Origin of the sequence: Methylobacterium sp. Leaf469 (genome assembly GCF_001424745.1) — a bacterium.
GTDB lineage: Bacteria > Pseudomonadota > Alphaproteobacteria > Rhizobiales > Beijerinckiaceae > Methylobacterium.
Genome location: NZ_LMRE01000023.1, coordinates 473,524 through 490,337, shown reverse-complemented (window position 1 = coordinate 490,337; position 16,814 = coordinate 473,524). Strand labels below are relative to the sequence as shown.

The window sequence follows — 16,814 nt, the reverse complement described above, 5'->3', positions numbered from 1 at the left end:
GGGGGATGCCCTGGCGCCAGATCCGTCCCTACGTCTCCCACTACGCCTACGGGCAACGCGACGCGCCGCCCGAGGGATGGAGCGAGCGTCGCGTCTGGGTCACCGACCTGCAGGGCCCCCGCGTCGGTCCGGACAACCCGTTCCGATATGGCGACCACCTCCGGCTCCGGACCAGTCCCCTGTGGCAGGCCGCTAGACTGAGCCCTGAGTTCCGGAGCTGGGCGGAGGACCACGAGAATCCGGACGTTAGGTTCCAGGCGTGGGAGATGTCGAACGTGCGGGGCGAGCCGGCCTTCGGGCTCATCTATAGGTTCTTGAACGACGGCTTTCGTGGGCCCATCACCCCGGAGAGACGAGAGATGGGCTACGGGATGTACGCCGTGGGGATCATGGCTGACTGTGTGCTCGTCACCAGCCGGGAAAACCACGCTTTCAGCAGCGTCGTGGACATCCTGGAAGGGCGAGACCCCGAGACTCAGCGGCCGCTGGCGACGCCGCCTCAAGGCCCCATTCCCGATGAGGACGAGGAGATCCTCGGGAACCTCTCGCTCTAATGCCCTGGCGGACCATCCTCCCATTCTGCTCGCACACCGCACACGGCCGGCGCCGCTTCATGCCTGCGGAAGGGTGGCCTCGGCGCCGCGTGTGGATCGAACGGTTCGAGGACGACCACAGGCGCCTGGCGGTCCATCCCGTGTGGCAGCTCGCCCGCACGAGCGAGGCCTTCCGGCTGTGGGCCGAGGATCCGCGGCGCAGGTTCCAGGCACTCGACATGGCCGACGAAAGGAACGGCATACCGTTCGCGCTCGTCTATCAATTCGGGCCGGACGACTACGCCTACGACGGCATGGTCATCGCCCGGAATCCGGAGGGCCGTCTCCGGGAAGGCGAGCACGTCGTGGCCATGACGCGCGACCATTGCGATGGGGCCGGCCAGTGCGAGTACGCCCTGTCGTGGATCGTCGACATGCTCGCGGGGCGAAACCCGGAGACCCTGGCGCCCCTGTCGGTCGAGCCGCAGGGCGCCATCCCCGACGAGGACGAGGCCGCCCTGACGGGGCTAGGCGTCTAGTCCGAGGGGGAGTCCATGGGCACGTCGAGGAGGAGCTCCGCCACGATGTAGTTGACGATCTCCTCGGGCGTCCTCGGCGCCGGGGGCGGCTCGGGAGGGGACCCCGCCTCGGCCGCGGCGGTCTCGATCTGGATCCGCCGCTCGGCGAGGGCCGGATCCCACCGGAGCCGGAGCATCTCCGCTCGATGCTCTAGGCTCGCGGCCCACCGAAGAGCCAGTGCCGGCAACTCCGCGAGGACGTCGACGGGCACGGGGCGGCGGCCGGAGATCCAGCCCGCCACCTGCGCCTTGTCCCGGCCGAGCGCCGATGCGACGGGCGTCTGCCACGCCTTCCCGAAGGCGATCTCGGCCAGATCGAGGAACGCAATGCGCGTGGCCTTCTGCTCCTCCGAGAGCCTGCTCAGGTCGATCTTTGGCTCGCGCCGGGCCTTGTCCGTCCCGCGGATCGATGCCGACTTGGCCATGTCAGGCTTCCTTTGCGAGCGCGGCATCGACCCATGCGAGGTCGGCGTCCCAGTCCATGATCTGCAGCCGCAGGTCGGCGTGGTGGGCTCGGGTTTCCTCCTCCGACATGGGCGTGAACAGGTGCAGGCTGCGCGAGGTCTGGTACCGGCCCTCGACGACGTAGGTGCGGTAGTTGGCGAGGCTGCCGTACTCGGCGATGACGCCCCGGCGGCGGATGGATTCGAGCATGACGTCCTCGTGTCGGTGGGATGGGAGGGGGCGGGAATCAGGACCGGGCGAAGTCGGGCTCGTGGTGCGGGTGGACGTACGGCGACACGCCCGTCAGCGAGGCCAGGCGGCTGTACATCGCCTCGGCGTCGGCGATGGAGAGGTCGACGATGGATCGCTCGGCGTCGTGGTCGGCCCCGCCCGCAGCGACGGCCATGGCCGTCCGGACAGCGGGATCGAAAACGAGGCGGAGGATGTGGCGCAGGGACTGGAGCGACCCCTGATCGAGGTCGACGGCACCCCACATTCCGTGGATGGCGAACATTGTGGACAGGGACGTGATCGGCGAGGTCAGGTGCGTCGGTTCGGCGTAACCGGCACCGAGGGCGATGCTGTCGAACGTGCCGGGCTTGGGGGGCTTGGACGTCATGGTCGTCTCCTTCGGGTCGGGGGATCCGGCCCTTGTCGCGTCCGCCCCGGGGAGGAGGCGAGCCCGAGAAGGGCCGGGGCGCGAGGCCCCGGCTTGGTTGCGTCAGACGTCGCCGTTGCGGCGGTCGATGTAGGCGGCGACGTCGGCGAGGTTCGAGAACGCGATCCGGGTCGTGCCGTTCTGGACGTGCCAGGGGGCGACGGAGCCGTCCTCGAACTGCGCGCTGCACCCGGCAGTGCGCCGGTGCAGCGTGGCGCCGAGGCGGTCGAGCCGGTTCTCCAAGGTCTTGCGGCTGGTAGACTTTGACATTTGGGATGCCTTTCAGTTGATGCCGGTGCCCGGGGCCGGCAGGTGGAGGTGGATCGGGCATCCCGCATGGGGTCAGGGGTGGTCGGGGCTCGAAGGCCCCGGCGTTGGGGACGTCAGGCAGCCACGGGGCACGGACGCTGCGGCAGCTGCTCGGGGATGCCCCGAAGGATGGCCCGGACGGCCTCCTCGCCGGCGGTGTCCGCCGTCACACCCAGGAGCGCGATCGCGTCCTGCGCTTCCACGGAACCGGTGAGGTCGGCGTACGCGTCGAGCGATGCCCGCGCGGTCGCGGCCCGGCTGACGAGCTTCTGCAGGGCCTGCTCGACGGACCACCGGAACGCCGAGAGCGACGCGGCGGCATCCTTCACGGCGCGCAGGTCTCTGTCGGCCTGGGCTTTGGCGGCGGCGATGTCAGTCTGGCGCATCGGGTTGGCTCTTTGGGGGATGAGGCGGCGGCACGCCTTGTTCAACAATTTATGAACAAGGCGTGCAGCCGTCAATGGGCTTGCTCAACTTTTGATGAGCACGCTCAACTTTTTCTGACCACGTCGACTGGCACGTACACGACGCCCGATCGGAGGATGTGGACCCGATAGACGCGGGGCACCCGGCCGGGCTCGATGACGTCCCGGACGAGATCCCCATGCCGCTCCAAGTTCTGGAGCCGCAGGGGGATGGCCTCGATGGCGTTGCGGAGGGGGCCCCGCATCAGCCGCACGCGCAGTTGAGGCAGACGCAGGGCGTCTCGGGGTGCCGCGTCAGGACGACGAGCTCGTGCTCGTCAAGCTCCTCCTGGCATGCGCTGCAGATGAAGGTCCGATCGGGCGCACCTTGGTCCCTAACGTCCTCGACGTCGTCCCAGTGCCAGACCCGGGGCATGGCTCAGGCCTCCCCCTCGTCGTCGAGGTCGTCGCGGTAGGGGCCGTGCTCGCTCCAAATCGCCGCCTTCTCCTCCTCGTCCAGGCCCTCGATCGCGGCTTCCAGCGCGGGGACGGACTTGAGAAGAGAGAGCCCGTTGCCGGCCTCGTCCTGCTCGGCCCAGATCTCGTCGTGCGAGCTCTCGTGGCTGTGCCGGACGTCCTCGTCGCCTCGCGCCTGGCGGGCCCGCAGCTCCTGCCCGAGAACCCCCGCGAACCGGGCGACCTGCGCGGCGAGCTCAGGGCGGCCGGCCGCCTCGGCCGAGCGGTAGGCGTCGACGAGGGCCTGGGGGCTGTCGTGGTCGAGCATGCCGGCGATCAGGGCGGGGACGGCCGTCTCTGGCGTGGTGGTGGTCTGGTCCATGGGGATGCCTCGCTGGGAAGGGAGGGCGGGACGGCCGGGATGGTCGCCCCGGAAGGTGTCAGGCGGCCTCGGCAAGGGCAGCCGCCGGCTCGTCCGAGCCCGGCCCCGCGTACCCGGGCCAGCGGATCTCGCGGGGGAGCCAGCCGGTGGGCAGGACGGTCTCGACGGCGAGCGTCACGAGCTCACCCTTCTTCAGCTTCGACGCCCTGTTGGCTGCCTCGGCGCCGCACGCCTCTTCGATCGCTGCCAACACCGCCGTCCGGGGAACGGCACGGAAGTAGGCCTCGGCGTCGAACCGCTCCCCGAGCCGACCGGCGAGGACGCCTGGGTCGAGGGCACCGGCGAGGGCCATCACGCCGCGGCGATCCACAGGGGCCGCCGTGCCGATGGCCTTGGCGGAGCGGAGGTCCAGGCTCCGCGCCAGGACCTTGCCAGCGGCCGACAGCAGGTCCTCGACGGACATCGCGAGGTAGCGATCCAGGAGGGTGTCGAAGGCCTCGTTGTCGCGAACCGACTCCTTCTCACCCCCGAGCCCATCGAGCTTGACCCTCGCCGGGGCCGACCACTTGTCTTTGCACGTCGCCCCGGCGAGCAGGGCCGCCAGCGCGACGCGTCCGTCCGTCGGGATGACGTCTTGCACAGCCTGGGTGAGCTGCTCACTCACACGTTCCAGCAGGGCGGCGGACATGCCCGCCGGCTCGACCGCCGCCGGCTTCCCGGCCTCGGCCTTGTCCGCCGGCTTCTTCACATCCTCCGGCCGCAGGACGTATTCCCGGAGGGAGATCTCGCCCTCCCACGTCCAGGACACGATGCAGCCCGAGCGCGCGCGATCCTCGTCCCCGGGCTTCGCTGCGAGGGACGCCTCGATCGCGCGGGACTCGGCCACCGCGGCCTGGATCGTCTCGTCCGGCATGGAGCCGTCGTCCTCGGCCTCCAACAGGGCCTCGATCTCTTGGAGCCGGGCCGCCTCCGCCGCCGTCGGCTCGCGGCGCTGCGAGTGCAGGGTCGACCAGGAGTAGCGGGCTTCGTTGGGCAGATCCGACTCGATCTCGACCCACGCCCAACCCTCCGTCCGGAGCTCGTCCCGCCGGGCGATTAGGCGCTCGTCGGACAGGCGCTGCAGCAGGGTCCGGTCGCTGACGGCCGTGCTGTCGCCGAACAGGTCCTTGATGACGTGGCCTCCAGCCGCCTTGTAGGCGTCGAGCCCGACGCGCTTCAGCATCGTCCCCGTCGAGTGATCGGCCCCAAGCTCCTGCCGGACCTGGCTGGACCAGAAGCTGCCGCCACGCGTCGAGAGCTTGTCGAAGACCCGCTCCTGCTCGGCGACGGACGGCGCCAGCGTGAACGCCTTCACCTTGTCGAAGCCGACGCCGTGCTTCCCTGAGCGCCAGGCGTCGAGGATCCGGGGCGCCACGGAGCCGAGGGCAGTCAGCTTCTTCACCTGGGGAACCGAGACGCCGAATCGGCTCGCAATCTCCTTCGGCTTGAGCCCACCGGAGGCGAGGTGCGCGAAGGCCAGCATCTGGTCGGCCTCGTGCATGGGCGATTGGTTCAGGTTCGCGGCGAGCCCGGCCTCGCGGGCGGTCGCGGCGTCGCGCTCGATGACGTCAACCAGCGCGTCCGCCGGGATCGTGCCGGCGGCGGCGAGGCGCAGCAGCGCGGCGAGGCGCCGGTTGCCGTCGGCCACGAAAGCCAGACCCGCCGCCATGACGACGATCAGGGGCTGCAGCAAGCCGAGGCTGGCGATGGAGGCGGCCAGCTCATCCAGGCCGTCCAGGCGCCCGGCGACGCGGACGTTGGCGACACCCTCCGGGGCGGAGGCGTCGTGGCCGTGGCGGAGGAGGTCGAGGGAGATCGAGGTCTTCATGATGCAGCACCACACTGAAGGAGGGGGGAAGGAGTCGACGCGGAAGGCCGCCCCGGTCAGTCGGGAGGCTCCGCCGCGACCGGGGCGTGCCTCAGCACGAGGGCTCGCTCGACCCCGACGGAGCGGCACAGGCCGGACGTCGGCGCCTTCCGGCCGCGGAGGGCCTGCCCGAGGTCGGTCTCGTTGACGCCCTTCGCCCTGGCGAACGCGACTTTGGATCCGGCCTCGACGACGCCCCGGCGCAGCAGCGTCACGACCTCGTCGTCCGTCAGCACGCGCGCCGGCACGCCCAGCAACGGGGGCTCGCTCTCGTCCCCCATGGGGCGCTCCTGAATTTCGATGAGTAATTGTCTCCTATTTTGCCCCTTGTTTTCGGATAATCAAGTGCGAATATCTGCGTAGGCGAAGATTTCTTCGGGGGTCATAGCCTTATGATACCGAAAGGCGTTTCAGTATCACTGTTAAAGAAAAGACGAATACATGCTTCAAAGGATCAGTTCGCCGGATCTTGCCGTGCCCACGGGGATCACGTCCCCGCCCTCCTTCCTCGACCTGTCGTGGATCCCCGCCGGTGGCGACCGGTGGTCCGCCAGGCGCACCGCCCTCTACGATTGCGCCGTCTTCTGGGCTCGCCCGGGCCTGGCGAAGGTCGGCCTCGAAGCCGTCGGGGCGCTCGTCCTCTGGGACCTCGCCCGGGGCCCCGGCGAGGCCGTCCTGGCGCAGAGACTGGCCACGTACGAGAAGCTCGCCCGCGACGAGCTCGCCCTGCAGGAGGCCCGCGAGGTCGCACGCCGTCCCATCGGCGCGGAGGACCTCGCCACCCTGCAGGCCGACTTGGCCAACGCGCTCGCCGAATCGGCCTGGGCGTTCCGGGCGAAGAGCCACATCGCGCGCGGGTTCGCGCAGGTCGCCGCCCTCACCCCGGGGCAAGCCCTCTTCGCCCGGGCCCTCCTTGCCGAGGCGCTCGCCAACGTTCGGGCTGTCGACGCCCGATTGGCCGGCCCTGCCAACGCCGAGGACCTCTCCGCCATGGAGGACGACGAGCTAAGGGCGGCCGTCCTTGCCGCATGCCGGCACCTGACGGCGATGGACGGGGACCGGTGCCAGGAGCGGAACGGCATGGGATGGAGTGCCGTAGCGTCGGCGCCCGGGCACCGGCTCAGCGCCGCCGATTCGTTGACGCCGCTGCAGGCCAGGCACGCCCGACGCATCATCTTTCCGCACCGGGCTCAGCTGCCCGAGGACCTGCGGGAACGGCTGTTCGGCGAAGCGTGACGCGTCACGCGTGGTTCTATGCATGTCGCGGAGGCATGGTTCTGGAGGCGCACCGGCGGGTGTCGGGAGCGCCTCACCAGGAAACAGGGAACACCGTCATGGCCATCAAGACCAAGCTCTCCTCCAGCGCCTCCGCCGCCGCCCTGTCCGCCCGGACGTCCGCCACGGGCCTCGACCCCGCCGCGGCCGCCAAGGCCCGGTCCGCCCTCGCCGCATTCGCGGCCGCGATGGCGGCCATGATCGCAGCGATGTTCCGCTTCATCTTCGGGGGCACGTGGGCGGACCTGAAGCGCGACGTCGCGGCCGTCCGCAAGGCTGCCGGTGTCGCCCGCACGGTCGCCGACCACGCTCTCGTCGCCGCCGGCAAGGGCCTTGAGGGGCCGGCCCGGGCGGTCGATCTCGTCGCCGGCGGGATTGGCTCGACGCTCGGCGCCCTCCTTCCCACCGCCCCGGTCTCGGCCCGTGCCTTCGCCGACGCCGCCGTCTCGCACGACGACGTCGCCCCTTCCGCGCCGTCCCGCGCTCCCGCCAACCTGATCCGGACGGCGATACTGGGTCAGAGCGTCCAGATGGCGGCGTCCAACAGGATCGAGAACGGCGCGCACCCTTACCTCCACACGGACGACCTTCCTCGCTCTGTCGTCGCATGGCTCGACGAGCTCGACAGGCGTCAGCTCGCCGTCCTGCTTGACATGGAGATCTGGGGAATCGAGGCCCACGTCTCCGGCCGGAGCCGGTCCGAGCTCCTCCCGCCCGTCCGGCAGCTGACGCCGGCCGAGGAAGCCCAAGTCCACAGGCCACTCGACATCAAGGCCCTCGTCGCCGCCGCCAAGAAGAACGAGCGCGACATGCTCGGTGAGATCGCCGCGATGCGGGCCCGCGGAGCCGGGGGGCCTTCGATGGACGCCGATGAGGACGCCTACCAAACCCGCGGCTGGAAGCACTGATCGACCCATCCTTGAACGGAAGAAGGCCCGCCGGATCACCCCGGCGGGCCTTCTTCGTTTCGGCTGCCCCTACCGTCAGACGCCAAGGACTTCCCGGAGGCCCGCGGTGAGGGCTTGCTCGCGCCGGAGGGTCGACTTGAGGACGGCGTTCTCTGCCATGACGGCGGCGAGTGCCTGCTCGGCTTGGGCGGCCCGATCGAGGGCAGCACGCTGGTCCCGGCGGGCTTCACGGAGGCGGAAGGCGAGCTTCTCAACCGAGGAGAGGTTGGCTTCCCGGTCCCGTCGGATCTCCCGGCCGAACGTGTCGACCGCCATCACACCGAGCGCCATGCCCTGAGCGAGGCAGCCAGAAGCTTCCATGCTGATGTGGGACATGTGGCTCATCGGGCGGGCTCCTCGGCGGGGTGTGGAGCCAAGATGGGCCTGGCCGGACTCCCCGGTCAACGGGGCGGCGCTGGGTTTCGGAGGCTATCCCTGGCCGGACGTTAACGCGTGACCTGTCCAAGCGCGAAAACAGCGGGGTCCTCGGAGCGGTTTTTGCCCGAGGACCTGTCCTACCGTTACTCCTAGACTTCGTAACGGCTGTCCGGCGTAATGAATCGCCGATCCCGTGCTTTGGCCTAGGCCCCATCGACGGGTTTCGGGGCGGGCTTCCCAGGCCGCGCGGGTGGCTGGAACAGCCGGCACTGGATCGCCGCCGCAACGCCCTCCGTCGTGTATCTCACGGGCTCCGCACCTGCGTCGTGGGCGGCGTGGACGCGCTGGCGAAGGTGCAGGCCGATCGTGGTGACGAGAGCTTCGACACGGATCAGGCGCTGCATGGGCGGCACCTCGCGATCCCGCAGGATGTGCGACCGGACCGCCTCTACGATTGCCCGATCGATGGTGTTGAGATCCGGTTGCCCGGCTGCGCGCCTCCGCTCGCGCTCGGACTGCTTCCGGGTCTTGGCCAGGTGGCGATGCCGGTTCGCGCGGGCGGATTCGGACAAGGATCGGGTCATCGTGCGCACGGGGGATCTCCTTCTGAAAAGGCAGATTGCCGGACGGGCACGCAAGGGACAACGACGCGTCACGAGTTCGCGTGACGCGTCGCGATTTGGAGGGCGCACAGCGGGCGCACGTGCGCCCGGAACGGGCCGACGTCAGGCTGGCTCCAGGGTGATGCGGGCCGGCAGGTCCAAGCTGGCGGCGACGGCGAGCTGCCGGTCCAGGTCCCAGCCGGAGATGTCGCCCGCCCTCAGGGCTGTCCGGACCTTCGGGCTGGCTATCCCCACGGGATACCGGCGGAGCGAGGGACACCGTTCGGCGTCGCGCTCCATGGCCTCGCCGGGGGCCCCGGCCATGGCGAACCGCGCAAATGTCAGTTTCCGGGCTTCGCTTCACGCCAGCATACCGACAGGTTTTCACCCGACTCTCTTGATAAGCGGACAGACAGGTCCCGACCCGACCCGGTCGTAGAGGTTGCCACGAGCGCCGCCCGAAAGCGGACATAGAACCGCACCGCAGTTGATAACATAACTGGTCCTTACCCGGCCGGTGGGCATTCTTCATTATAAAATTGTAATAACTGCAAAGAACAATCTATTTGCTTCGTTTAACGATAATCGTTATTTTGTGCTCCACATGGCGATAGTTGTCGTTTCAGCGGGGGTACCTGTCGGAGAGTGAAGGCATATGTGGCAGTCGCGCTTCTCCCCATAGGGGCGGCCGGTATTTCTCAACGCAATCCGCTACCCGCCGCCAGTGCCTCGGCGGCCTGTCTGAAGCCGGCGACCATCTTCACCATCGGCTCTCTCACCTCCGGCGGGGCGGTCTTCATTGAGCCTGCCTTGAAGGGCGGATCGGGGTCGTACTCGCTCATGAGCTGGCAGCATTCGGCATAGGTCCGGTCGCGCATCTCCGCGACCATGGTGAGACCGAAGTCGAGGCCGGCGGTCACGCCCGCGCCGGTGATCCGGTTGCGGTCTCGGACGACGCGGGCGTCTGTCGGTATCGCGCCGAACCCGGCCAGCGCGTCCCGGCACGACCAGTGCGAGGTGGCCCGGAAGCCCTTCAGCAGGCCTGCCGCGCCGAGGATCAGCGAGCCCGAGCACACGCTGGTGACGTACGTCGCCCGGCTTCCCCGATCCGCCATGAAGGCGAGGGTCGCGTGATCGGTGGCGGCCTTGATCGTTCCATCCGTTCCGCCGGGCGCGAACAGCACGGTGAGGTCGCGCGGGCAGGTCTCGAAGGTGGCGTCGGGCGTGATGGTCACGCCGGCATCGCTAGTGACCGGGTCGAGCGTCTTGGCGACGAGATGGATCCTGGCGCCCATCATCGCGGCGAACATGCTCTGGGGACCGATGAGGTCCAAGACGGTCATGCCGGGGTACATTAGCATCGCGATCCGCTCGTCGCCCATCCAATGCACGTTCGGATCGTAGCCGGCCATGTCCCCGCCATGGCTTGGCGCGGGGAGGTCCTTGGTTGGCGCATCCCCCGCATGGGCGGAGGACCGCTGGAACGGGATGCCGGCGAGGGCGGCGGCGGCGAGGCGGGTGAAGTCGCGACGGTCGAACATGGAGCCCTCTCAGAACCGGACCGAGGCGGTCGCGTAGATGGAACGGCGGTTGGACGGGCGCACCCGGCCATCGAAGAACAGGTAGGGTTCGAAGTAGAGCGCGTCGGCGAGGTTCTTGCCGACCAGGGAGTAGGTCCACCCGTCGACGGTGTAGGACGCCTTGGCGTCGAGCGTCACGAACGCCGGGGTGTAGAAGGAATTGTCCAGCGTGATCGCCTGCCGCGCGGCGGCGTAGAGCCCGGCGCCGAGCGAGACCCCGCGGAGCGCGCCCTCCGGGAACTTGTAGTTGGCCCATACCCGACCGGAATCGGCCGGCACCGCCATCAGCTGCGAACCGACGGCAAAGGTGTTGTCCTTCGTGACGGTCGCATCGATGTGGGCGTAGGTGCCCAGGATCTGCCAGTTCGGCGTGGGCTGCCAGAGCAGGTCGAGCTCGACCCCGCGCGAGCGCTGCTCGCCGACCTGCACCTGCCGGAACGGGTTGTTCGGATCGCCAGTCGCCACGTTCTGGCGGGTGAGCTCGAAGGCCGCGAGCGTGCCCGACAGTCCGGAGGCGAGAGCGACCTTGAGGCCGCCCTCGACCTGCTGTGAGGTCTCGGGCTTGGGGGTCGAGGTCGAGAGGAACGGCACCGCGCGGATGCCCTCGCTGTAGTCGGCGAACAGCGAGACGACGTTGCCACCAGCGTCCTTGTACACGTCGACGATGGCGCCCGCCTTCGGCACCGGCCGGATTGCCTGAACGCTTGAGCGGGTTCCGGTCAGCCTGTCGAGCCCGTCGAGCTCGACATAGGCCCCGCGCACCCCGGCAAGCAGGTGGATGCGCTCCCACAGGGTCGTCTGAAGCTGAACCGCGAGCCCGGCGTTGATGTAGGCGTTGCTCGGCGTCCCCGCGCGCGAGGTCGGCTCGACGTAGTCCGGGAAAACCGGAGCACGGAAGTCCACGGGGCCGATCAGATCGAAGTTGCTCACGAACTCCCTGTCCTTGACCCTGTCGTAGTCGGCCGACAGCAGGAGGACGTTGCGCGTCGGCCCGAGGTCGAAGTTCGCCTTGAGATTCGGATTGATCGAGATCTCCGAGATGTTCCCGCCCACGATGGCATTGGACAGGAAGAAGCTCGACGGCGGCACGTCGGGCCTGTTCCCGATGACGAACTGGTCCTGCTGGTTGAGCAGCGAACGGCTGAAACGGACGCTCGTGAAGGTCGACCATACGTCGTTGAAGACGTGGTCGAAGCGTGCGGTGACGCCATAGAAGACGGTAGACGTGTCCGGCACCGTGGTCGAGGCCGGGAACAGGGAGCGCCGGATGCTGAAGGCGGAGGTGTCGACGGTGCCGACCGCAGGCAGGCCGGCATAGTCGGGCTGGGTCCGGCGCGAGTAGAAGCCCTGCAGGGTCAGCGACGTGCCGGCGTTGTTGGTGAAGGTCACGGTCGGGTTGAGGGCGAGGCTGCGGGTTTCGACGAAATCGATGGAGGGCACGTCGCGCTGGAACTGGCCCGTCATACGGAACAGCACCGTGCCGTCCCCGGTCAGCGGCCGGTTGATGTCGAAGTACGGGCTGACGAAGCCCCGGCTACCGCCGGTGATGCCGATCTCGGTGAAGGTCGCGAAGACGGGCAGCTTGGAGACGAGGTTGATGATGCCGCCAATGGGGGCCGAGCCGCCGGCGTAGAGGATGCCGGTAGGGCCCTTCAGCACCTCGATGCGCTCGACGTTGTTGAGGAGGTCGCGTGCGCCGGGCTGGAAGTAGGTCGAGAGGCCGTCGATGAAGGTCTCGGCCGGGAAGCCCCGCACGAGCGTATAGAATTGGTTGAAGGCCAGCGGGTTCGGTCCCGTGACGCCGGAAACGTTCTGGAGCGTCTCCGAGACGGTGAGGCTCTGCTGGTCCTGGATCAGGTCGCGGGTGATGACCTGGACCGACTGGGGCGTTTCCTGGATCGGGGTGCCGGTCTTCGTGGCCGAGACCGAGGTCAGGGCGCGATAGCCCTGCACGGGGCCGGCCGTGGTCTGGCGTACCCCCGGTCCGGCGGACGAGCCGCCTCCCTCCACGGTGAGTTCCGGCAGGGTGACCCCGGTGCCGGCGGTTTGGGCGAAGACGGAGGTGGTGGCGAGCAAGATCAGCAACAGGGCGGCGAGAAGCTCGCCCCGAGGGATACGAAACATGGCATGGGCCTATGGTCTGAAGGATCGGGAAAAGGCGATCGATCAGACGATAGGAGGGGCACGGGCGCTTGCGCTGACTCCGGGCGGTGCTCTGGGGTAGGCGGTGACCTCGAACCGCCAAACGACGGTGGTGGCCTTCCGGACGGGCCACGTGATCGACGCCGAGATGGCGGGCGGAACGACCGGCGCCCCCAGCGCATGTGCCACCAGGCAGCAATCGAGATGCTTGTGAAGCGGGGGAGACTTGGTGGGCTCCTCCACGCTCGTCGACCCTGGGGCGCAGATGATGTGGGTGGGACCGCCGGAGGCCGCGAAGCTCGCTCCGCCGAGGAATGCCTGAAGCGCGAGCGCATACAGCGCGGCCACGACGATGACCACGCGGCAGGCGGCCCAACCTGGCAATCGCAAGCGCATGACCTTTCGTACGGTCGCGCTTGAGAACCCGTCAATCGAGTCGATGCCGCATGTCATGGGTTTCAGGCGAGTGTGGCGAAAAGCTCGTGGGCTCAGGACCCGACAACAACAGGGATCCCACACCCGCATCCAGCTCCGGTGTCCCAAAGCCAAAATATCAGGCGCGACCCGATGGACCGGGATGCTACGACTGTTCCTCGATTCGATGATGAAGCCGTGAGTGACAAGCATTAACGGGCGTCGGTAGAGCTTGTCGGAGACCGCTGATTTAGGACACGGCGGACTTCGGCCACGCCCCGCTCGTAGGCATTGTCCAGGTCGAGGGGCACCACCAATCGCCCGTCCGCATCCATGAGGTAGACGGACGTCGTATGCTCGAAGGTGTAATCGCCGGGCCCCGTCGGCACTTTCTGGACGAAGGCTCGATAGAGACGCCCGACCTGGGCGATCTCATCGACCGTGCCGGTCAACCCCGTGATCCGGTCGCTGAAGGACGTCAGGTATTCGCGCATGGTCGCGGCGGTATCCCGCTCCGGATCCACGGTGACGAAGAAGGCATCGATGGACTTGCCCTCTGCCTTCAGGGTGTCGATCAGGCTGGTTAGTTCGGCCAGCGTCGTCGGGCAGGTGCTCGGACACCGCGTGAAGCCGAAGGTCACGAGGAACGGCTTGCCCAGGAGAATGTCGGAATCGAGGATCCCACCGGCGGATGACTGCAGGCGGAATGGGCCGCCGATACGGGACGACGCCGCGTTCCTCGACCCGGTATCCGACAGGATCGTCCATGCTGCGCCGACAAGGCCCAGGACGATCAGGGCGCCCGCAACCGCCGAGGCGATGGATCTCCACCGACTGGCGGGCGTGTCAGGGTCGTTCGTGGCCATGTGGAAAGTCGCCCTCACCCGGGTCCCGGACCGTCACACGCACGCGACGGTCTCAATGGTGATCGTGTCCGCTTTCCGACTTTTTCGCCGCAATCGCCTCGACCTTGAACTCGACCTCGACCTTGCCCGCCTTCTCGAACTCCAGGCTGCCCTTCAGCATCTCGCCCTTCTTGATCTGCCCCTTCAGGTCGAGGAACATCAGGTGATACCCGCCGGGCTTGAGGGTCACGATCTCCCGCGGCTTGATGACGAGGCCGCCCTCGACCGGGGCCATCTTCATCACGCTTCCTTCCATCGACATCTGATGCACCTCGACGCGTCCGGCCCCGGTAAGGGTTCCTCCGACGAGCTTGTCGGCCTCGGTGCCGGTGTTCTCGACTGTAAGGTATCCACCGCCGACCTGCGCGCCGTTGGGCGTCGCACGGGCCCAGGGATGCCCGATCTTGAGCATTCCCGCCTTGTAATCGTGCGCGAGAGCGATGCTGGCGGACGCGACGGCGAGGGCCGAAGCACAGACGAAGACGGTGAGCTTGCTCATGATCGATGTTCCCGCTGTGGCGGTGGATGGAGTGATACGACGGCTGCTACGGCCGGACCGCCGGCAGTGAACCCGTCGGCTCCTGCCATGGTGTCCGGCCGACGTTCTGCTCATCGTCCGAGGCGGGCGTGTTTCTGCCTTTTATCAGCCTGGATACTTAGCCTGCATCGCGTGTGAAGGCGTCAAAGGCCCGCGCGCTGTAGACGAGCGCCGCGCCCGCATTCAAGGCCACCGCGACACCCAATGCCTCGACCATCTCCTCCTTGCTTGCGCCTGCCTTGCGCGCGGCGTCGGTATGGAAGGCGATGCAACCATCGCACCGGGTCGTCACCGCCACGGCAAGGGCGATCAATTCCCGCGTCTTGGCGTCGAGTTGGGGCTCCTTCGGCTTGGCCGAGGCCAGCTTATCGTGTGCGCTCAGGAGCTCGGGGCTGATCTGACCCATCTGGCCCAGGGTAGACATTAACTCACCACGGTAGCCATTCCAGTTTTCCATCTCGGATCTCCTCCAACTGCGGCTCTCTCGGGAGCCATTCCTCGGTAAGCGCGGATCGTGGCGCCTACCTTCTAGTAGGTAGTCTAGCGGCGTAGCGATGGCAACACAGTTGCCCTTGCCGTTCAGGGATGCCGTGCCATCGATCTGACGGGCCTCGTGCTCGACCGATGTAGCCGCCGGACCGCTTGCGGCGGGTGCCCGTGCACGTTGATGAAGGCCCGCCTCATGCGCTCTGCATCGATGAACCCGACCTTCCGGGCGATCAATTCGATGGGCTCCGAGCCTTCCCGCAAGCGAACATGGGCTGCCTCCACCCGCAACCGTTCCACCGCCTTCGCGGGTGTCTCGCCCGTTTCGAGCTTGAAGGCCCTGGCGAACTGACGGCTGCTGAGCTTCGCGACGTCCGCCAGGCATGCGATTGGCAAGGGCTCCGCGAGATGGTCACGGGCGTAGGTCAATGCGATCCGGATACGGTCGGACTCCGGCTCCATGTTCGACATGGCACCGAACTGCGACTGGCCTCCCGGCCGCCTGTGATAGACCACCAACTGCCTTGCCACCGCTCGCGGCAGGTCCGCGCCATGGTCGGCCTCGATGAGGGCGAGTGCCAAGTCGATCCCCGCCGTGATGCCCGCGGATGTCCAGATATGGCCGTCGGCGACGAAGATGCGGTCGGCATCCAACTTGACGCGGGGATAGCGGCGCTGGAACTCTCCGGCGAACTGCCAGTGGGTGGTGGCGCGCCTCGAATCGAGGAGCCCCGCTTCGGCCAACAGAAACGCCCCCGTGCAGACGCTCGCCACGCGAGGCGTACGGGAAGCCGCTCGACGGACCGCTTCGACTTCCGCACGGGCTGACATCGGGACGATATCACCGCCAACGACGACGAGCGTGTCGAGGGTGGCGGCGTCGACCGGAAGGGTTTCGATGGATACGCCTGCGCTACCCCTGACCGACCCACCGTTCAGGGACAGGACCAATGTCTCGTAGATGTCCTGCCCGGCCGAGAACCGAGCGACATCGAAGGTACCGAGCGGGCCTGCCAGATCCAGGATCTGGTGGCCAGGGCAGACAAAGAAACCGACGGTGTGGGCCAAGGCGGGCTCCGGGTTGGGCCTGTCCGATGTCACTTCGACGGGACGGCCCCGTCGACGGGTGTCCTTCGATACAGTTCGACGATGGACGAGAGCAGTTCCCGGCACTGCCCCACGACAGCTTGGTCGGCCTTGTCGACAGTGGCCTTTCCGTAGGGAGGATGGGGATCGTACTCGATGGCGAACTCAGCGAACTCCGCCATCTCCCGGCCGAACGCGGCCTCTATCACCCGAAGCGAAACCTCGAAGCTTCCGATGCCGGGCCCGGCAGTAAACAGGTTGCCGTCTACCGCGACGCCGCCGCCCGACGGCAGCACCGCGCTTGCACCGAGATCGTGCAGGAGTGCTTCCGCCGCAAAATTGCTCGCGACCGTCTTGCCATGGATCAATCCTGCTGCACCGAGCAGGGCGACGCCGTTGCAGACGCCGACGACGTATCGCGACCGGCGTGCCAGGTCGCGTATGAAGTCGATCACCTCCAGATCGTTCTGCACCTCCGGCGGATGCATGCCGACGGCGAGCACGTCGAGGCTCTCCGGGCAGTCCGAGAATGTCGTGGAAGGCTTGGTCCACCAGCCGGGGAAGCCCTCGACGAGCTCCTGATTCTTCCAGAGAAAATGCAATTCCGCACCGGGTGCGAGACTGAAGACGGTCTGGACACCCACCATGTCCATCGGGACGAAGCCTGGTCCGGTAAGGATGCCGACCCTGAACACGGGCTTTCCAGCCTGTGCCATATTTGCGCGGAAGGGTGCGTAGGAAGGAATATCGTTGGTCTCGGATATCGTCGTCATGGAAGACCTTTGGCATCG

The 16,814-nt window shown here is 67.7% G+C and carries 23 protein-coding genes; 4 read left to right on the top strand and 19 right to left on the bottom strand.

Annotation, left to right across the window (positions count from 1 at the left end; genetic code table 11):
- The first annotated feature begins 5 nt into the window (after nt 1-5).
- Together ASG60_RS13590 and ASG60_RS13585 are read left to right on the top strand one after the other, a co-directional pair.
- Nucleotides 6-554: a hypothetical protein gene (locus ASG60_RS13590; RefSeq protein WP_056386032.1), complete on the top strand. Its 549-nt coding sequence runs from the start codon at nt 6-8 to the stop codon at nt 552-554.
- A gap of 89 nt (nt 555-643) precedes the next feature.
- The gene (locus tag ASG60_RS13585) at nt 644-1,072 is read left to right on the top strand and encodes a hypothetical protein (protein ID WP_056386030.1); all 429 of its coding nucleotides are present in this window, start codon (nt 644-646) and stop codon (nt 1,070-1,072) included.
- Here the strand turns inward: ASG60_RS13585 and ASG60_RS13580 are convergent.
- The 9 genes from ASG60_RS13580 to ASG60_RS13540 all read right to left on the bottom strand — a co-directional run bounded on the left by ASG60_RS13580 (nt 1,069) and on the right by ASG60_RS13540 (nt 5,951).
- Nucleotides 1,069-1,536 (bottom strand): hypothetical protein, encoded by a 468-nt coding sequence (locus tag ASG60_RS13580; RefSeq protein ID WP_056386028.1) that lies wholly within the window; start codon nt 1,534-1,536, stop codon nt 1,069-1,071. The two genes, ASG60_RS13585 and ASG60_RS13580, sit on opposite strands and share 4 nt — an antisense overlap.
- A 1-nt stretch (nt 1,537) precedes the next feature.
- Nucleotides 1,538-1,765: a hypothetical protein gene (locus ASG60_RS13575; protein WP_056386026.1), complete on the bottom strand. Its 228-nt coding sequence runs from the start codon at nt 1,763-1,765 to the stop codon at nt 1,538-1,540.
- 37 nt (nt 1,766-1,802) lie between these two features.
- On the bottom strand, nt 1,803-2,174 hold the full coding sequence (locus ASG60_RS13570) for a hypothetical protein (protein ID WP_056386025.1): 372 nt from the start codon (nt 2,172-2,174) through the stop codon (nt 1,803-1,805).
- Between the two features lie 102 nt (nt 2,175-2,276).
- The gene (locus ASG60_RS13565) at nt 2,277-2,483 is read right to left on the bottom strand and encodes a hypothetical protein (RefSeq protein ID WP_056386023.1); all 207 of its coding nucleotides are present in this window, start codon (nt 2,481-2,483) and stop codon (nt 2,277-2,279) included.
- Nucleotides 2,484-2,596: 113 nt separating this feature from the next.
- Complete coding sequence (locus tag ASG60_RS13560) at nt 2,597-2,908, bottom strand: hypothetical protein (RefSeq protein WP_056386021.1); 312 nt, start codon at nt 2,906-2,908, stop codon at nt 2,597-2,599.
- A 104-nt stretch (nt 2,909-3,012) separates the two neighbouring features.
- Nucleotides 3,013-3,192: a hypothetical protein gene (locus ASG60_RS13555; protein ID WP_156398898.1), complete on the bottom strand. Its 180-nt coding sequence runs from the start codon at nt 3,190-3,192 to the stop codon at nt 3,013-3,015.
- Between the two features lie 173 nt (nt 3,193-3,365).
- Complete coding sequence (locus ASG60_RS13550) at nt 3,366-3,764, bottom strand: hypothetical protein (RefSeq protein WP_056386017.1); 399 nt, start codon at nt 3,762-3,764, stop codon at nt 3,366-3,368.
- A gap of 58 nt (nt 3,765-3,822) precedes the next feature.
- Complete coding sequence (locus ASG60_RS13545; RefSeq protein ID WP_056386015.1) at nt 3,823-5,631, bottom strand: ParB N-terminal domain-containing protein; 1,809 nt, start codon at nt 5,629-5,631, stop codon at nt 3,823-3,825.
- A 56-nt stretch (nt 5,632-5,687) separates the two neighbouring features.
- A complete protein-coding gene (locus ASG60_RS13540; RefSeq protein WP_056386013.1) occupies nt 5,688-5,951 on the bottom strand; it encodes a hypothetical protein in 264 nt (87 codons plus the stop codon).
- 193 nt (nt 5,952-6,144) lie between these two features.
- Between ASG60_RS13540 and ASG60_RS13535 the strand changes: the two genes are divergently transcribed.
- Together ASG60_RS13535 and ASG60_RS13530 are read left to right on the top strand one after the other, a co-directional pair.
- Complete coding sequence (locus ASG60_RS13535; protein ID WP_156398897.1) at nt 6,145-6,906, top strand: hypothetical protein; 762 nt, start codon at nt 6,145-6,147, stop codon at nt 6,904-6,906.
- Between the two features lie 98 nt (nt 6,907-7,004).
- Nucleotides 7,005-7,853: a hypothetical protein gene (locus tag ASG60_RS13530; protein WP_056386009.1), complete on the top strand. Its 849-nt coding sequence runs from the start codon at nt 7,005-7,007 to the stop codon at nt 7,851-7,853.
- A 75-nt stretch (nt 7,854-7,928) separates the two neighbouring features.
- Here ASG60_RS13530 and ASG60_RS13525 read toward each other — a convergent pair whose 3' ends face one another.
- The 10 genes from ASG60_RS13525 to ASG60_RS13475 form a co-directional block, all read right to left on the bottom strand.
- Nucleotides 7,929-8,237 carry a hypothetical protein gene (locus tag ASG60_RS13525; protein ID WP_056386008.1) on the bottom strand — a complete coding sequence of 103 codons (309 nt, stop codon included), beginning with the start codon at nt 8,235-8,237 and terminating at the stop codon, nt 7,929-7,931.
- Between the two features lie 236 nt (nt 8,238-8,473).
- A complete protein-coding gene (locus tag ASG60_RS13520; RefSeq protein WP_056386005.1) occupies nt 8,474-8,863 on the bottom strand; it encodes a hypothetical protein in 390 nt (129 codons plus the stop codon).
- 132 nt (nt 8,864-8,995) lie between these two features.
- Nucleotides 8,996-9,196 (bottom strand): hypothetical protein, encoded by a 201-nt coding sequence (locus ASG60_RS13515; protein WP_056386003.1) that lies wholly within the window; start codon nt 9,194-9,196, stop codon nt 8,996-8,998.
- Nucleotides 9,197-9,570: 374 nt separating this feature from the next.
- Entirely contained in the window at nt 9,571-10,413 is an 843-nt protein-coding gene (locus tag ASG60_RS13510) for a DJ-1/PfpI family protein (RefSeq protein WP_056386000.1), read from the bottom strand.
- A 9-nt stretch (nt 10,414-10,422) separates the two neighbouring features.
- Nucleotides 10,423-12,576, bottom strand: coding sequence for a TonB-dependent siderophore receptor (locus tag ASG60_RS13505; protein WP_056385995.1), 2,154 nt, complete (start codon nt 12,574-12,576; stop codon nt 10,423-10,425).
- A 644-nt stretch (nt 12,577-13,220) separates the two neighbouring features.
- Nucleotides 13,221-13,874: an SCO family protein gene (locus tag ASG60_RS13495; protein WP_056385992.1), complete on the bottom strand. Its 654-nt coding sequence runs from the start codon at nt 13,872-13,874 to the stop codon at nt 13,221-13,223.
- A gap of 52 nt (nt 13,875-13,926) precedes the next feature.
- Nucleotides 13,927-14,412 carry a copper chaperone PCu(A)C gene (locus ASG60_RS13490; protein WP_056385990.1) on the bottom strand — a complete coding sequence of 162 codons (486 nt, stop codon included), beginning with the start codon at nt 14,410-14,412 and terminating at the stop codon, nt 13,927-13,929.
- Nucleotides 14,413-14,569: 157 nt separating this feature from the next.
- A complete protein-coding gene (locus ASG60_RS13485) occupies nt 14,570-14,908 on the bottom strand; it encodes a carboxymuconolactone decarboxylase family protein (RefSeq protein WP_056385989.1) in 339 nt (112 codons plus the stop codon).
- A gap of 122 nt (nt 14,909-15,030) precedes the next feature.
- Entirely contained in the window at nt 15,031-16,005 is a 975-nt protein-coding gene (locus ASG60_RS13480) for a GlxA family transcriptional regulator (protein WP_056386119.1), read from the bottom strand.
- Between the two features lie 29 nt (nt 16,006-16,034).
- Nucleotides 16,035-16,796, bottom strand: coding sequence for a DJ-1/PfpI family protein (locus tag ASG60_RS13475; protein WP_056385988.1), 762 nt, complete (start codon nt 16,794-16,796; stop codon nt 16,035-16,037).
- Between the last annotated feature and the right edge of the window lie 18 nt (nt 16,797-16,814).

What these genes read in the sequence shown, in the direction of transcription:
- ASG60_RS13590 (WP_056386032.1), top strand. Translation starts at nt 6, where the DNA reads ATGCCCTGGCGCCAGATCCGTCCCTACGTCTCCCACTACGCCTACGGG.
- ASG60_RS13580 (WP_056386028.1), bottom strand. Translation starts at nt 1,536, where the DNA reads ATGGCCAAGTCGGCATCGATCCGCGGGACGGACAAGGCCCGGCGCGAG.
- ASG60_RS13575 (WP_056386026.1), bottom strand. Translation starts at nt 1,765, where the DNA reads ATGCTCGAATCCATCCGCCGCCGGGGCGTCATCGCCGAGTACGGCAGC.
- ASG60_RS13570 (WP_056386025.1), bottom strand. Translation starts at nt 2,174, where the DNA reads ATGACGTCCAAGCCCCCCAAGCCCGGCACGTTCGACAGCATCGCCCTC.
- ASG60_RS13565 (WP_056386023.1), bottom strand. Translation starts at nt 2,483, where the DNA reads ATGTCAAAGTCTACCAGCCGCAAGACCTTGGAGAACCGGCTCGACCGC.
- ASG60_RS13560 (WP_056386021.1), bottom strand. Translation starts at nt 2,908, where the DNA reads ATGCGCCAGACTGACATCGCCGCCGCCAAAGCCCAGGCCGACAGAGAC.
- ASG60_RS13555 (WP_156398898.1), bottom strand. Translation starts at nt 3,192, where the DNA reads ATGCGGGGCCCCCTCCGCAACGCCATCGAGGCCATCCCCCTGCGGCTC.
- ASG60_RS13550 (WP_056386017.1), bottom strand. Translation starts at nt 3,764, where the DNA reads ATGGACCAGACCACCACCACGCCAGAGACGGCCGTCCCCGCCCTGATC.
- ASG60_RS13545 (WP_056386015.1), bottom strand. Translation starts at nt 5,631, where the DNA reads ATGAAGACCTCGATCTCCCTCGACCTCCTCCGCCACGGCCACGACGCC.
- ASG60_RS13540 (WP_056386013.1), bottom strand. Translation starts at nt 5,951, where the DNA reads ATGGGGGACGAGAGCGAGCCCCCGTTGCTGGGCGTGCCGGCGCGCGTG.
- ASG60_RS13530 (WP_056386009.1), top strand. Translation starts at nt 7,005, where the DNA reads ATGGCCATCAAGACCAAGCTCTCCTCCAGCGCCTCCGCCGCCGCCCTG.
- ASG60_RS13525 (WP_056386008.1), bottom strand. Translation starts at nt 8,237, where the DNA reads ATGAGCCACATGTCCCACATCAGCATGGAAGCTTCTGGCTGCCTCGCT.
- ASG60_RS13515 (WP_056386003.1), bottom strand. Translation starts at nt 9,196, where the DNA reads ATGGCCGGGGCCCCCGGCGAGGCCATGGAGCGCGACGCCGAACGGTGT.
- ASG60_RS13510 (WP_056386000.1), bottom strand. Translation starts at nt 10,413, where the DNA reads ATGTTCGACCGTCGCGACTTCACCCGCCTCGCCGCCGCCGCCCTCGCC.
- ASG60_RS13505 (WP_056385995.1), bottom strand. Translation starts at nt 12,576, where the DNA reads ATGTTTCGTATCCCTCGGGGCGAGCTTCTCGCCGCCCTGTTGCTGATC.
- ASG60_RS13495 (WP_056385992.1), bottom strand. Translation starts at nt 13,874, where the DNA reads ATGGCCACGAACGACCCTGACACGCCCGCCAGTCGGTGGAGATCCATC.
- ASG60_RS13490 (WP_056385990.1), bottom strand. Translation starts at nt 14,412, where the DNA reads ATGAGCAAGCTCACCGTCTTCGTCTGTGCTTCGGCCCTCGCCGTCGCG.
- ASG60_RS13485 (WP_056385989.1), bottom strand. Translation starts at nt 14,908, where the DNA reads ATGGAAAACTGGAATGGCTACCGTGGTGAGTTAATGTCTACCCTGGGC.
- ASG60_RS13475 (WP_056385988.1), bottom strand. Translation starts at nt 16,796, where the DNA reads ATGACGACGATATCCGAGACCAACGATATTCCTTCCTACGCACCCTTC.